General features: G+C 35.6%; 15 protein-coding genes. 13 read left to right on the top strand and 2 right to left on the bottom strand.

Annotation, left to right across the window (positions count from 1 at the left end):
- Positions 1–62: 62 nt before the first annotated feature.
- The 9 genes from MKY60_RS11840 to phoU all read left to right on the top strand — a co-directional run bounded on the left by MKY60_RS11840 (position 63) and on the right by phoU (position 10,139).
- Complete coding sequence (locus MKY60_RS11840; protein ID WP_241600015.1) at positions 63–1,694, top strand: Na/Pi cotransporter family protein; 1,632 nt, start codon at positions 63–65, stop codon at positions 1,692–1,694.
- The gene (locus MKY60_RS11835) at positions 1,694–2,173 is read left to right on the top strand and encodes a DUF456 domain-containing protein (protein WP_241600046.1); all 480 of its coding nucleotides are present in this window, start codon (positions 1,694–1,696) and stop codon (positions 2,171–2,173) included. Before MKY60_RS11840 ends, MKY60_RS11835 begins: the two co-directional genes overlap by 1 nt.
- A 267-nt stretch (positions 2,174–2,440) precedes the next feature.
- Positions 2,441–3,049, top strand: a complete 609-nt coding sequence (locus MKY60_RS11830; protein WP_340879966.1) for a superoxide dismutase — start codon at positions 2,441–2,443, stop codon at positions 3,047–3,049.
- Positions 3,050–3,175: 126 nt separating this feature from the next.
- Entirely contained in the window at positions 3,176–5,377 is a 2,202-nt protein-coding gene (locus tag MKY60_RS11825; RefSeq protein ID WP_340929965.1) for a peptidoglycan D,D-transpeptidase FtsI family protein, read from the top strand.
- A gap of 361 nt (positions 5,378–5,738) precedes the next feature.
- A complete protein-coding gene (locus MKY60_RS11820) occupies positions 5,739–6,719 on the top strand; it encodes a PstS family phosphate ABC transporter substrate-binding protein (protein ID WP_340929963.1) in 981 nt (326 codons plus the stop codon).
- A 64-nt stretch (positions 6,720–6,783) separates the two neighbouring features.
- A complete protein-coding gene (gene pstC / locus MKY60_RS11815; protein ID WP_445678005.1) occupies positions 6,784–7,752 on the top strand; it encodes a phosphate ABC transporter permease subunit PstC in 969 nt (322 codons plus the stop codon).
- A 1-nt stretch (position 7,753) separates the two neighbouring features.
- Positions 7,754–8,632, top strand: coding sequence for a phosphate ABC transporter permease PstA (pstA, locus tag MKY60_RS11810; RefSeq protein WP_269922893.1), 879 nt, complete (start codon positions 7,754–7,756; stop codon positions 8,630–8,632).
- A gap of 27 nt (positions 8,633–8,659) precedes the next feature.
- On the top strand, positions 8,660–9,460 hold the full coding sequence (gene pstB / locus MKY60_RS11805) for a phosphate ABC transporter ATP-binding protein PstB (RefSeq protein WP_090563758.1): 801 nt from the start codon (positions 8,660–8,662) through the stop codon (positions 9,458–9,460).
- Between the two features lie 19 nt (positions 9,461–9,479).
- On the top strand, positions 9,480–10,139 hold the full coding sequence (phoU, locus tag MKY60_RS11800) for a phosphate signaling complex protein PhoU (protein ID WP_093496844.1): 660 nt from the start codon (positions 9,480–9,482) through the stop codon (positions 10,137–10,139).
- A gap of 1,046 nt (positions 10,140–11,185) precedes the next feature.
- On the opposite strand, the gene MKY60_RS11795 is transcribed toward phoU, so the two are convergent.
- Together MKY60_RS11795 and MKY60_RS11790 are read right to left on the bottom strand one after the other, a co-directional pair.
- The gene (locus MKY60_RS11795) at positions 11,186–11,653 is read right to left on the bottom strand and encodes a hypothetical protein (protein ID WP_090563751.1); all 468 of its coding nucleotides are present in this window, start codon (positions 11,651–11,653) and stop codon (positions 11,186–11,188) included.
- The gene (locus MKY60_RS11790; protein WP_090563749.1) at positions 11,653–12,003 is read right to left on the bottom strand and encodes a hypothetical protein; all 351 of its coding nucleotides are present in this window, start codon (positions 12,001–12,003) and stop codon (positions 11,653–11,655) included. The genes MKY60_RS11795 and MKY60_RS11790 overlap by 1 nt, the downstream gene beginning before the upstream one ends.
- A gap of 174 nt (positions 12,004–12,177) precedes the next feature.
- Between MKY60_RS11790 and rpmG the strand changes: the two genes are divergently transcribed.
- The 4 genes from rpmG (at position 12,178) to MKY60_RS11770 (ending at position 15,298) form a co-directional block, all read left to right on the top strand.
- Positions 12,178–12,327: a 50S ribosomal protein L33 gene (gene rpmG, locus MKY60_RS11785; RefSeq protein WP_090563747.1), complete on the top strand. Its 150-nt coding sequence runs from the start codon at positions 12,178–12,180 to the stop codon at positions 12,325–12,327.
- A gap of 63 nt (positions 12,328–12,390) precedes the next feature.
- Complete coding sequence (locus tag MKY60_RS11780) at positions 12,391–12,975, top strand: 5-formyltetrahydrofolate cyclo-ligase (protein ID WP_340929959.1); 585 nt, start codon at positions 12,391–12,393, stop codon at positions 12,973–12,975.
- Position 12,976: 1 nt separating this feature from the next.
- Entirely contained in the window at positions 12,977–13,171 is a 195-nt protein-coding gene (locus MKY60_RS11775; RefSeq protein WP_090563743.1) for a YqgQ family protein, read from the top strand.
- 222 nt (positions 13,172–13,393) lie between these two features.
- Entirely contained in the window at positions 13,394–15,298 is a 1,905-nt protein-coding gene (locus tag MKY60_RS11770; protein ID WP_090563741.1) for an LTA synthase family protein, read from the top strand.
- Positions 15,299–15,304 lie beyond the last annotated feature (6 nt).

Below are 15,304 nucleotides of genomic sequence, written 5' to 3'. Positions count from 1 at the left end.
TCATAATTAATGAATAATAGAAGTGTATGTGAAAATTGTCGAAAACGGGAGTTGAGTATAGAGTGGAATTAAATTGGCAGGAAATGCTCTTTCAATTTTTTGGTGGACTGGGTATTTTCTTATTCGCCATCAAATTTATGGGTGATGGACTTCAAAAAGCAGCAGGAGATAGACTTCGTGACATATTAGATAAGTACACGACCAATCCTTTTATGGGTGTTTTAGTCGGTATTATCGTTACAGTCCTTATTCAATCTAGTTCAGGTACGACGGTTATAACAGTTGGATTAGTTAGTGCAGGATTTATGAAGCTTAGACAAGCAATTGGCGTAATTATGGGTGCCAATATCGGAACAACTATCACTGCTTTTATCATTGGTATTGATGTTGGTGCATATGCATTACCGATTATGGCAATTGGAGCATTTCTTTTGTTCTTCTTTAAGAAAAACAAAGTTCAAAATTTAGGAGAAGTAATATTTGGTTTTGGAGGATTATTCCTGGGGCTCGAGCTAATGAGTGGTGGGATGAAGCCGCTAAGAGAAATGACTGCTTTTACTGACTTTACGCTTAGTATGAGTGATAGTCCTATTCTTGGAGTAATTGCTGGAACAATTTTCACATTAATCGTTCAAAGTTCAAGTGCAACTGTTGCAATACTGCAAGGACTTTATGCGGAAAACCTACTTTCCCTCCATGGTTCTCTTCCAGTTCTATTTGGAGATAATATCGGTACTACTATTACTGCAATACTTGCTTCTTTAGGAGCTTCAGTTGCAGCTAAACGTGCAGCAGCTACTCATGTATTGTTTAACGTAATTGGTTCCATCGTATTTTTGATACTATTAACACCTTTTACGATGTATATCGAATGGATTTCTGGTGTACTTGATTTGGAGAGTAAAATGCAAATTGCATTTGCTCACGGTTCATTTAATGTAGCGAACACAATTATTCAATTCCCACTTATTGGAGCATGGGCATATCTGGTAACTAAACTTATCCCTGGGGAAGATGTGTCGATCGAGTATAAACCAAAACATTTAGATGTTCACTTTATTGAGCAATCACCATCTATTGCAATTGGACAAGCTAAAGAGGAAATATTGCGAATGGGTGCATTAAGTGTTCAAGGACTAGAAACGACTTATTCCTATTTAAAAACGAATAACAAAAAAGAAGCAGATTTAGGCTATCAAATAGAAGATGCTTTAAATAATTTAGACCATAAGATTACAGATTACCTAGTAAAAATCTCTTCTCAATCTTTGTCTGCTCAAGACTCTGCAAGACATAATATTTTAATGGATACAGTACGGGATGTAGAAAGAATTGGGGATCATTTTGAAAATATAATTGAATTAATCGAGTATAGAGAAGTGAATCGTTTAATTCTTACAGAAGATGCTTTAAAAGATGTTTCGGAGATGTTTGAGCTTACAATAACAACAGTTTCGAAAGCATTAGAAGCATTAGATACGAACAATGTCGAATTAGCGCAAAACGTGTCTGAACAAGAGAATGTGATTGATAAAATGGAACGTCAGTTTAGAAAAAATCACATACTTCGCGTGAATGAAGGGCGATGCTCGGGACAAGCTGGAATAATGTTCGTAGATATTTTAAGTAACTTAGAACGTATTGGTGATCACGCATCAAATATAGCGGAAGCAGTTTTAGGTAAAAGAATATGATAGAAACTATAGGTTGGATATTAATCGTCTTATGTTTCATCGTTGCCTTTGTTGGAACGTTTTATCCAATCATCCCATCAGTAGTGTTTATGCTCTTAGGGTATGTTATTTATGGATTATTTTTCTCCTTTACAGAGTTAACCTTACTATTTTGGGTAATCCAAATTCTATTTGTTATTCTATTGTTTAGTGCAGATATGGCGGCAAATGCATTTGGTGTGAAAAAGTTCGGCGGTACCAAAGCAGGGATGTGGGGAAGTACAATTGGTTTGCTATTTGGTCCCTTTGTTATTCCGGTAGCGGGTATTCTAATAGGACCTTTTATTGGGGCTGTAATTGCGGAATTATTCGTTACACGTCATGGTTTAAAACAAGCAATTAAGTCAGGTGTAGGATCTTTAATAGGATTTTTAACATCATCTGTAGTAAAAGTGATAGTTTTAGTTATTATGCTCATTGTGTTTGTTTTCTTCGTATAAAGTGAAACTCAATCAGTGGGGCGTATCTCTATCTACTGTATGTTAGTTGAACCACTCGGGAGTTTAAGGGGCGTTGATCTAAACCATCTGCTCAATTCTTAGGCAAAGTGTTAATGTGGAGTCATTATTGCCCGTTGATGCGGGATAAATTCAGTCAAAAGTATGATAATAAATATTTTAGTCGATTTTAATTGAACGATTGTTCATAGTTTGATACGCTAATACATGGAAAGAATTTTCTAAAATATTCTTTAGGAGGAAACAATAATGGCATACGAATTACCAGAATTACCTTACGCTTATGATGCACTAGAACCACATATTGACAAAGAAACGATGAATATTCATCACACTAAACACCACAATACTTACGTGACAAACGTAAATAATGCGCTTGCAGATTATTCTGATTTACAAGGCAAATCAGTGGAAGAGTTAATCGCTAATTTAGATGCTGTTCCTGAAGCAATCCGTACGGCAGTTCGCAACAATGGTGGCGGACATGCTAACCACTCACTATTTTGGCAAATCTTATCACCAAACGGTGGCGGAAATCCAACAGGTGAACTAGCTACTGCAATCGATGCTAAATTCGGTAGCTTCGATGCATTCAAAGAAGAGTTTGCTAAAGCAGCTACAACTCGCTTTGGTTCAGGTTGGGCTTGGTTATCAGTAGCTAATGGAGAAATAGAAGTTTCTTCTACGGCAAATCAAGATTCACCAATTATGGAAGGTAAAACTCCATTATTAGGTTTAGATGTTTGGGAACATGCTTACTACCTAAACTATCAAAACCGTCGTCCAGACTACATCGGTTCATTCTGGAATGTAGTAAACTGGGATGAAGTATCAAAACGTTTCGCTGCTTCAAAATAATTATTTTGGTTTAGCAGTATATTTTGTATAATAATTGAAACTTAGCACACACTTTTTCGTCTAAAAGTGTGTGCTTTTTATGTTACACTGTACATAAGTAAATTATTTAATAAAGAAGGTGATCTCATGCGAAAAATTCCAAATAAACGTGCACAAAGTATGAAGGCTAAACAACGAGCAAATATTACTTTTCGTATGAACATATTGTTTTTCTCGATTTTTGTACTTTTTACAATGCTAATTCTTCGTTTAGGCTATTTACAAATAGTAAAGGGAGAAGAATATACAAGTTATTTAGCCCGTAAAGAAGAAGTTCCTGTAAATACTAGTGTACCGAGGGGGCGAATTTTCGATAGCGAAGGTCGAATAATGGTCGATAATCTTCCTCAACGAGCTATAACATATACAAAAATGCAAACAACGAAATCTAAAGAGATGTATGAAATTGCGGAAGAGTTAAGTCTTTTAATAGAAAAGGAACCAGACGACATCACCAAGAGTGATTTGCAGGATTTCTGGTTAAAAAAATATCCCGAAGAAGCACTTGAATTAGTAACAGATAAAGAGCGTAAAGCAATAGAAGCAGATGAAGACTTAGAAAAAAAGGATAGAAGTAGAGCAATTGACCGCTTGACTAGAGACAGAATAACAGAGGAACAATTGAACTCCTTTACACCAGAAGAACTAGAAGTTATAGCGATTTATCGAGTAATGGCCTCTGGGTATGCATTATCTCCTCAAATTATTAAAGGAGATGATGTGAAAGAGGAAGTTACAGTTGAAGAATTTGCACGAGTCTCTGAAAGGCTAAGTGAATTAGAAGGTGTAAATACTACAACTGATTGGAGAAGAATAAAAACTTCTTCACTAGCGATATTAGGCTCAACAACATTACCAAAAGTAGGTATTCCAAAAGATCGATTAGATTATTTTCTTTCTCGGGACTATTCTCGTAATGATCGTGTAGGTACAAGTTACATTGAACAACAGTATGAGGAAGTACTCCAGGGGCAAAAGAGTGTCGTCAAAAATATAACGGATGGAAAAGGAAGAGTTTTCGATATTCAGACAGTTTATGAAGGAGAGCCTGGTAAAGATTTAGTGTTAACAATGGATAGTGAAATACAATTAGCACAAGAAGAAATTCTTGCAGAAGAACTGCTTAAATATAGCAATAGCCCTGGTGGGAAATATTTAGAACATGCTTATTTTATTATGATGGATCCGTACTCAGGTGAAGTACTTTCGCTAGTAGGTAAACGAGTTGGGAAAAATGAGAAAACAGGGACAAAAGAAATCAATGACTATGCATTTGGTGCATTTACTAATGCATATGAAGTTGGTTCTACTGTTAAGCCAGGAACTATCCTTACAGGTTATCGCGAGGGTGTATATTCAATAGGAAGTATATTAGTCGATGAACCAATTCGTATAAAAGGTTCGGAATCAAAGAGCTCTGTATTTAATCGGTACGGAAGTATTCGAATGAGTGATTTACAAGCTATAGAGCGTTCTTCCAATGTATATATGTTCAAAACAGCTTACGGAGTTGCTGGTAGGACTTATAAGGCAAATCAGCCCATTAACTTTGGGAAAGATGCCTTTCTTAAAATGAGAAGTGGATATGCTCAGCTTGGACTTGGAGCATTAACTGGTATTGATTTGCCTGGAGAAGTAAGTGGAGAGACAGGAAATTTCGAAGATGGTAAGTTACTAGATCTTAGTATTGGACAGTTTGATACGTACACTACATTGCAACTAGCCCAATTTGTTGCTACATTAGCTAACGGAGGAAGTAGAATTCAACCTCATGTAGTCAAGGAAATAAGAGAGCCATCTGAGGATGGTGTACAACTAGGTAAAGTAGTAAAAGAAATGGCTCCAATCATATTAAACACAGTAGATAACACACGTGCTGAAATAGAACAAGTGCGTAAAGGTATGAAACTTGTGTATTTTGGCAGTAAAGGAACGGCTAGGAGCGCATTTGGAAACGCTCCATTCACTGGGGGAGGAAAAACAGGTACTGCTCAATCTAGCGAATGGGATGCAAAATTACGGACAAATATTAATACTGTAAACTTAACTCATGTCGGTTTTATACCTTATGATAATCCAGAAATAGCATACGCCCTTGTTATTCCAGATGCTTCTCTGGAATCCACATACAAAACTAACTTTTCTACACCTATAGCAAAAAGACTCGTCGATAAATATTTTGAGATTAAAAAGAAAAATAATGCAACAACTGCAGGAGACTCAACTTCAACTCCTCTTATAAAACCGGCATTTACAAATGATAAAATAGATGAAGAAGAAACCGAATAATTATTAGTAGAAGGGAAGTGAACTGATCACTTCCTTTTTTTATATCACGACACTGCTGATTTCAGTTTTAATGCATTTTGATGTTAAGATGCCCACCTTGTTCGAACAATAGTGAGATATCAGAGATAAAGATAAGGAATATCCAATAGTCAGGAAGGGGGCAGCCGAGTAAGTATCTTCGGGTACCTCTTTTTTGTTTGTGAATGAAGCTATTTACTTCATAAACTAGACTTGGAAATATTAGTTTCACACCACCCCTATTTACAAAAGCTTTACACTCCATTCATACCGACTAAACATAAACCCTTTAAAGTAAAGCTTGTAAGAAAAAGAAAACAAAACATATAGGGGGATTTACCTGATGAAAAGCTGGAAGTATTTTATGATGACAACAATGGTTGGTTCTGCACTTGCACTAGGAGCTTGTGGAGATGATTCAACTACAGACGAAGTTGAAAACGAAACTGGTACAGAAGAAGCTGCAACAGGTGATACTCAAGATGAAGAGGCAGTTTTAGAAGGACAAGTATCTGGTGACGGTTCAAGTACAGTAGCACCAATTATGGAAGCTCTTGTTGAAGAATATGCAGCGGTACAAAATAAAGTTCAAGTAACTGTTGGTGTATCTGGAACTGGTGGAGGATTTGAAAAATTCATCGCTGGTACAACTGATTTCTCAAATGCATCTCGTCCTATCAAAGATGAAGAGAAAGCAGAATTAGAAGCAGCGGGAATTGATTTTACAGAATTTAAACTTGCAAATGATGGTTTAACAGTAGTAGTAAGTAAAGATAATGACTGGGTTGAAGATGTAACAGTAGAAGATTTAAAGAAAATGTGGATTGAAGATGGAACGACAAAAAAATGGTCTGATATCAATCCAGATTGGCCAGCAGAAGAAATTGTCTTCTACTCTCCTGGTACAGATTCCGGAACTTATGACTATTTTGACGAAGTAATTCTTGATGAAGCAGATCTTGTGAAATCTGCAACGCTATCTGAGGATGATAATGTATTAGTTCAAGGTGTCCAAGCGGACAAAAATGCAATTGGTTTCTTCGGTTACGCTTACTACTTAGCAAACCAAGATACTTTAAAAGCAGTTAAAATTGGCGGGGTTGAGCCAAATAACGAAACAATTGAATCGGGTGAATATACACCACTTTCACGTCCACTATTCACTTACGTTAGTAACAAAGCACTTGAAGAAAATGCTGCATTATATGACTTCATTCAATATTCTTTAGAAAATGCAGGAGATATGGCTGAAGCAGTAGGGTACGTTCGTTTAGAAGATGCAGAGTATGATAAGGGTCTATCTACTCTAGAAGGCTTAAAATAAGTTGCTATATAGGTAAACGGAAAAGGTGAGGAATGGGTAGCTCATGCTACTCATTTCTTGCGTTATGGTAAAAGGGGGATTCACCGTGGGTCAAAAACATAGTGCCCAAAAGCTTTCAGTACAAGAGCTTATCCAGAAATCTAGTGGCCAAAAAAAGAAGAAATTAATAGAAAAGATGATTCCGATTATCCTTTTATTGATAGCTTCTGTCTCTGTCCTAACGACATTTGGGATTGTTGGAACATTGATTGTTGAAACGGTTATATTTTTTAAAGAAGTAAAAGTTACAGAATTTATATTCGGTACAGAATGGTTTCCTTTTGCAAATACAGAACAATTATTTGGAATCCTCCCATTAATAACAGGGACATTAAAGGTTACAGCTATTGCCGTCGTAGTTGCTGTTCCATTTGGAATTGCATCAGCAATTTTCTTGAGCGAGTATGCTTCTGATAAATCAAGAAGGATTATTAAACCGATTTTAGAAGTGCTAGCGGGAGTTCCTACTATTGTATATGGATTCTTTGCACTAACATTTGTTACGCCTTTACTTCAACAGTTTATACCGGATTTAAAAATCTTTAATGCTCTAAGTCCTGGGATTGTTGTAGGTGTTATGATTTTACCGATGATTGCATCATTATCAGAAGATGCAATGTCATCTGTACCTAATTCAATACGCGAAGGTGCTTTAGCAATGGGTTCTACTAAATTAGAAGTCGCATTGAAGGTAGTTTTACCAGCAGCACTTTCTGGAATTATGGCATCTATCGTATTAGCAGTTTCTCGTGCAATTGGTGAAACTATGATTGTTTCTCTAGCAGGTGGATCTACACCAAAGTTCGATTTTAATGTTACAGAATCTATTCAAACAATGACTGCGTATATCGTTCAAGTTTCATCAGGTGATGCAGGTTACGGAACAACTATTTATTATTCTATTTATGCGGTCGGATTTACGTTATTCCTCTTTACATTGTTAATGAACTATCTTGCTCATGTTATTTCCAAAAAGTATCGGGAGGAATATTGATATGAGATATGTAAATCATGAAGCGGTTGTAAAGAAAATGAACAAACGATTAATTGTAAACCGCATTTTCAAAACTATATTTTTTGCTGCAACTTTATTTGCTTTATTGGTTTTAGGAGTACTTTTCTACCGTATTATCTCTCAGGGAGTTGGTTACTTAACACCTGAATTCTTCCAAAACTTCGGGTCACGTATGCCGGAAAAAGCAGGTATTAAAGCAGCGTTAATTGGTTCGATATGGTTGATGTGTGTAGTTGCACCAGTATCCATTATTCTAGGTGTTGGGACAGCTATTTATCTTGAAGAATATGCAACAAAAAATAAATTAAATGATTTTATACGAATGAATATTTCCAACCTAGCTGGTGTTCCATCTGTAGTGTTTGGTTTATTGGGTTTAACGATTTTTGTTCGGGCTTTGGCACTAGGGAATAGTGTTTTAGCAGCAGGTTTTACAATGAGTTTGTTAATATTACCAGTCATTATTGTTGGGGCACAGGAGGCAATAAGAGCAGTTCCACAAGATGTTCGTGAGGCTTCTTATGGGATGGGAGCAACAAAATGGCAAACTATTATTAATATTGTACTGCCTTCAGCTATACCAGGTATTTTAACTGGAGCAATATTGGCACTTTCTCGTGCTGTAGGAGAGACGGCACCTTTAGTAGTAATTGGTATTCCGGTAATTGTACACTTTCTGCCGGATAATTTACTTAGTCAGTTTACAGCACTCCCGATGCAAATTTATGATTGGGCGAAAAGACCTCAAGAGGCTTTCCAATACGTTTCTTCAGCTGGAATCCTTGTTCTTATGATTTTCTTGCTCATTATGAACTCTATCGCTATCTTTATCCGAAATAAATTCCAAAAACGCTATTAAACATGATGAATATTAGGAGGAACTAAAATGGTACAACTGTTGGAAAAAGGGTCAGCAAGTAAAATGGAAACATCAAGTATTGTATACGACACACAAAAACTAAATTTGTGGTATGGAAATCATCACGCACTGAAAAATATTGATCTACAAATTAAAGAAAATGAAGTTACTGCTATAATTGGACCTTCTGGCTGCGGTAAGTCAACATATATTAAAACTTTAAATCGTATGGTAGAACTAGTACCAACTGTCAAAACGTCTGGGGAAATCCTTTATCGCGAACGAAATATCTTTGATGCAAATTACGGGGTAGAAGAACTTCGCACAAAAGTAGGGATGGTTTTTCAAAAACCTAATCCATTTCCAAAGTCTATTTATGACAATATTGCTTATGGTCCGAGAATACATGGTATAAGAAATAAAAAGGTTTTAGACGAGATTGTAGAAAAAAGTTTGCGTGGAGCAGCTATATGGGATGAAGTGAAAGATCGTTTAACAACGAATGCTTATAGTTTATCTGGTGGTCAGCAGCAACGTATATGTATTGCAAGATGTCTTGCGATAGAACCAGATGTTATATTAATGGATGAACCTACATCGGCACTCGATCCAATTTCGACTCTTAAAGTAGAGGAATTAATACAAGAACTAAAAGAAGACTATTCAATTATTATCGTGACACATAATATGCAACAAGCTGCTCGTATTTCTGATAAGACAGCATTTTTCTTGAATGGAGAAGTTGTAGAATTTGATGCAACAGATGTTATTTTTTCAACGCCTGAAGATAAACGGACAGAGGATTATATATCAGGTCGCTTTGGATGATAGAGGGGGTTATTCTAACATGGTAGGAAGAGAGAAATTCGATGCGGATCTAAACCAAGTTCAGTCATTGTTACTGGAGCTAAGCAATACAGCTATCGACACTTTAGATAATTCTATGAGTTATCTTTTTGAGAAAGATATTGAAGGTGCACTTGCTATACTTGATAATGATGAACATATTAACCATTTGGAAGAAGAAGTGAATGATCGAGTAATTTTGTTAATAGCAAAACAACAACCTGTTGCAACCGATCTACGTAGATTAATGGTGCTAGTCAAAATTGCTGCAGACATGGAGCGAATTGGTGATTATGCATGTAATATTGCAAAGGAAACAATTCGTATTGGGAAAGATGAGCATATTGAGACAATTGCTTTGCTTGAAGAAATGCGCAGTAAAACGATTAAAATGCTTAAACAGGTTCTCGATGCATTCACGAACGAGAATATGGAAGAAGCTAAAAGTATAGCAAAATTGGATGATGAAGTAGATGAAATGTATGGGCATATTATTCGTACACTTCTCAATACAGGCGTAAATAATCCAGCTCAGCTAAGTCAGGTCACTCAATTATCATTTGTGTGTCGTTATTTAGAGAGATCTGCCGACCACGCTACAAATATCGCAGAACGTCTATTATATTTATTAAAAGGAAAGCATTACGAATTAAATAATTAATACGTGAATCAATTTTATAAAGAATATTATATAGTTAAATCCGAACAACGCTGATTTCCGCTCTAGGCGGACGCTTTCCGCGGGCACGGCTTCAATCGCCTCGTCGCTATACTGATGGCACTGAAAAAATTACATTATATTTAATGATTTCTTTTTCAAGATTAAAATAGGGCACTTTTTGTTCAATATGAACAAAAAGCGCCCTATTTTATTGTCAAGTTCTTACTCTGATTTGGCGAAGCGTATTGTCTTTTGGGATTATTAAATCGTATATCGCCATGTATGTAATTAAGTTCAGTATTTTTTGGTTTGAATTCATTCGAAACATCACCTACATTTACTTTCCTTTAGTATACTAAGAAAATAATTTTGGAGGAGTGAGTGCAAGTTACAAAATTGGATTGGAGTGAAGAGTGGCGACTCCTAGGAGATTAGCAGCCACGGCGAGCACCCGGACTGAGCGCAACGAGGTAGAAGGCTAGCCGGGCCGCCCCCTGGAAAGCGTCCGCTCGGAACGGAAAGCCATGCCTTCATACCGTTAAAACTGGATTTTTTCAGTGCCATCGCTAAGTTCCTGCGGGGTCTTCAGCTCAAGCTATCCCGTAGGAGTCGTCACCTTGCGCGACAATCAATATGATGTGTAGTACTCTACTATAAGTTTTGACCAAGCATATCGCTAAGCAGATAAAGTAGTCAAGGTTAGTATAGTGATAAAACCATCTGCTCGATTAGGTATCTTTTATATAATGAAAGAAGAAAGTGGATTTTCTTCTATTGGTGTCCATTTCATCTTTACTTATTTTCAGATAACAATCGTATCCTTAGGCGGTTTTAAATACACTTATTCGTTTATATAAAGTGGACCTAGTTGATTGGAGCGCAGAGCGGCGACTCCAGTGGGAACAGCGCGAGCTGAAGACCCTGGACTGAGCATGCGAAGGAAGCGGCTGAAGCCGTGCCCACGGAAAGCGTCCGCTCGAAGCGGGAATTAACGCATATCTTCATCTCTATTAATGAAGACCGATAGTCTTTTTGCATGTTATTTCTTAACGAGTAATCGTTTCGGCAATTTGTTTTAAAGACATGGAGGAGTTTAGTTCATAATTCCCTATTTGGATGCGTTCTGCTAAACCTTGATCTGATAAATAATTATCCATATCGACTTTATTTAAAATGATACCAGCTTCTGCTAGCTGTGCACTTATTTCTGATGAAGCCATCCCTACTTCAACAGAGAGAGTCATCGACGCAACAGTTGGGGTTTGTTCAGTAGTTGCGGTTTCGACAACTTTATCTGTTGCATTTGTTTGGTCTTGTTGTGCAGTATTTAAATCTAGTTGCAGTTCAGCGAGTTGTTTTTTTACTTCAGTAAGTTCCTGTTGAGCCTGCTCATAATCATCCTCAGTAATAGTACTAGTAGAAGTTATTTCCTCTTTTTCGACAATTTCTTCTATTTGAAATGCAGCACCAGCAAGAAATAATCCGATTCCTATATTTCGAATGGTTTTATTCATCACTTTCCACCACCAATTACGTATTTTATTTCATCAATGGTTAAAGAGGAACGGGTACCAATTTCTTTTAATGAATAACCTTGTTTATGCAATTCTAAGACTTGGTTTTTTATAATGTCATGAATGACAGGTTTGTTTTGTTTTTTTAATGGTGCAGTTACTTTTGTAGATTCGATTAGCAGTTCTTCCTCTACTACTTTAAGTCTGCGCTTTATAGTGCTTGTTTCTTGATAAACCGTGAATGAAAGATCTTCTAATTCTGATTCCATTTTTTTGGAGGAATCCTTGAAGAAAAAAGAAATTGCTATTAATACAACACCAATAATCATTATAATGATGGAAAAGTCCATTGTATTCACCTCTATTGTTATATTCCTATACTCATACTACCATATTCAAAAAAACTTTGAATAAATTCTTGTATAAATAGTAGATTTTATTTGGATCTATGCTATAATTGGTTAGTCGTATAAATCATGCTCAAGTTTTATATTTAATCCTGACAAAGAGTGGGAGGGACAACCATGCGCGTTAATATTACATTAGCTTGTACAGATTGCGGAGAGCGCAACTATATTTCTAAGAAAAACAAGCGTAACAATCCAGAACGTCTTGAACTTAAAAAGTATTGCTCACGTGATAAGAAAATGACTCTTCATAGAGAAACTAAATAATAACCTAAACCAAAACCAAGTATGGTTTTGGTTTTTTTCTATTGTAAGGAGGAATGACTTACTTTGACAAAGAAAATTGCAAGAAGTGCGATGAGAGATCGATTAACTTCTTTAGATGAAGTAACATATAATAATTATTCAAAACAAATTGAAGCAAAGTTTTTGAGACATATAATGGATTTAGACGTTTCCACTATTGGATTAACGATTTCTAACTTTCCTGAAGTCGATACATGGAGTATAATAAAACAATTATGGAGCATGGGAAAAAATGTTGTAGTTCCTAAGTGTTCACCTTCGGATAAATCTATGGTATTTTATCAAATACTAAATTTTGATCAATTAGAACGTGTTTATATGCACTTACTCGAACCTAATCTACTGAAGTCTAAAGCAATTATCCCGCAAGAGATCGATATACTAGTCGTACCTGGAATTGTATATAGTGAAACAGGATACCGTATTGGTTATGGCGGGGGCTATTATGACCGTTTTCTAACGAATTTTAGTGGAGATACAATATCATTGGCCTTTGATATTCAAGTAGTGGAATTCGTTGAATATGACGTGTTTGATATTCCTGTAGATAAAATTATTACACCGAACCAAACTTTTCTGTGCAAACAGATTCGACAAAAGGATGAATAGTATGAATTCAGTATACGACGTTATGCAACTTTTGAAACGATTTGGAATATATGTATATACGAAAGATCGTCTAGCAGATTTAGAAATAATGGAAGATGAAATTCGAGAGCTATATAAAATGCAAATGATTGAGTCAAAAGAATTTCAAATAGCCATTTTATTATTGAGAAAAGAACAGAGTAATTGTAAAGTTTAGGACACGTCAGAGTTGATTTTGCTCTGACGTTTTATATTTTTATAAAAAAATGAAACTTTTTACTGGTTGAATCCGTCTAATATAGGGTATGGTATGTAAGACTTGTACAATTGTATCAAAATCCTTATTCTTTTATGTTGATTTATTGTAAAGAAAGGATTAAGATAAGTTTTGTTGCTTTTAACATATTAAATTAAAGAGTAAAAAGGGGAGGGTGTAGGCATGAATAAAAAAAATTGGCCAACACATTCTATTCTGATTCTTGCTATTGTGGCAACATGGATAAAAACATATATCGTTTACCACACGAGCTTTGACATGGATATTGAAAATTTGATGCAACAACTGATACTTTTTATCAATCCGCTAAGTTTTTTACTATTTATCTACGGACTTTCCTTATTTTTTAAGAGTCCTAAAGCTAGAAATAGATATATAGTAATTGCTAGTATAATACTTTCAGCTGTTGTATATGCAAACGCTGTATTTTACCGTTTTTTCACAGATTTCATTACAATACCGGTACTATTTCAAACAAGTAATTTTGGCGATTTGGGTTCCTCTGCAGCAGAAAGTATCTTTTTAACTGATATTTTCTATTTCACAGATGTTGCCATCATCATTATTGCATTGAAGTGGTTGAAAATCGGGGACAAAGTTACACTTGTAAAGCCTGCTGTAAGAAGAGCTTATTTTGTAATGACTGCAGCAATTCTATTTTTAAACTTAGGTTTATCTGAAATTGAGCGACCACAGCTACTAACACGAAGCTTTGATCGGGAAATGCTTGTAAAGAATATCGGACCGTATAACTATCATTTATATGATATATATATCCAATCTAAATCACATGCTCAAAGAGCACTTGCTGATGGTAGTGAATTAGTAGAAGTTAATAACTATGTGCGATCAAACCAATTAGATGCTAACGAAAAAATGTTTGGAGTTGCAGAAGATCGTAATTTAATCGTAGTTTCTATGGAATCCTTACAATCATTCGTTATTAACAATGATATGAATGGTCATGTAGTGACGCCATTTTTAAATTCTCTTACGCAAGATAAAGACACATATTATTTCTCTAATTTTTACCATCAAACAGGGTTAGGGAAAACGTCTGATTCTGAGTTTTTGTTAGAAAATTCTTTATACCCATTAGGTGGAGGAGCAGTATTCTTTACTCATAGTGGGAACACATTCCATTCGATGGCAGAAAGCTTAAATGAAGAAGGATACTATACAAATGTATTACATCCTAATAATAAAAGTTTCTGGAATAGAGATATAATGTATCGCGCATTGGATATTCAAAAGTATTATGATGAACAAAGTTTTGTAGTGAACGAAGAGGATTCTGTTAACTGGGGTATGAAAGATATTCCATTCTTAGAGCAATCAGTTGATTTAATGGCAGATATGCCTCAGCCATTCTATTCACGTCTAATTACATTAACAAATCATCATCCTTTTACTTTGGATGAAGAAGATATGCTTATTCCGGAGTATAATTCTAACTCTAATACACTCAATAGATATTTCCAATCTGTTCGATATATGGACGAAGCATTGAAACTATTCTTTGAGGACCTGAAAGAACAAGGGTTATATGATAACTCTATTATCGTTATGTACGGAGATCACTACGGAATTTCCGAAAATCATAACAAAGCAATGGAGCAATATTTAGGGAAAGAAATAACTCCATATGAATCGGCTAAACTTCAACGTGTTCCATTATTCGTTCATATTCCGAATAGTGGAGAAGGTAAAGAAGTTACCGAGACGTCTGGTCAAATTGATTTGCGTCCAACAATTTTACATGCATTGGGTGTTGACACATCTAAAGATATGCAGCTTGGAGCAGATTTGTTCTCAGAAGAACATGAAGAATTTGTTGTATTCCGAGATGGCGGTTTTGTAACTGATAAACTTGTTTATGCAGGCAATGCTTGTTATGATAATGCAACAGGTTTACAGATTGAGATGGAAAGCTGTCAGCCTTATATAGATAGAGCCACTCAAGAACTTGGATATTCCGATCAAATTATTAACGGTGATTTACTGCGTTTTTATGATTTGAAAACTGGGAACTTGCTTATAGATGAGGCAATAAAAGAAGATGAATAAGAAAAA

It is taken from the genome of Psychrobacillus sp. FSL K6-1415 (genome assembly GCF_038003185.1).
Classification (GTDB): Bacteria; Bacillota; Bacilli; order Bacillales_A; family Planococcaceae; genus Psychrobacillus; species Psychrobacillus psychrodurans.
The sequence above is the reverse complement of the archived record's forward strand: the minus strand, read 5'-3'. Positions and strand labels throughout refer to the sequence as shown.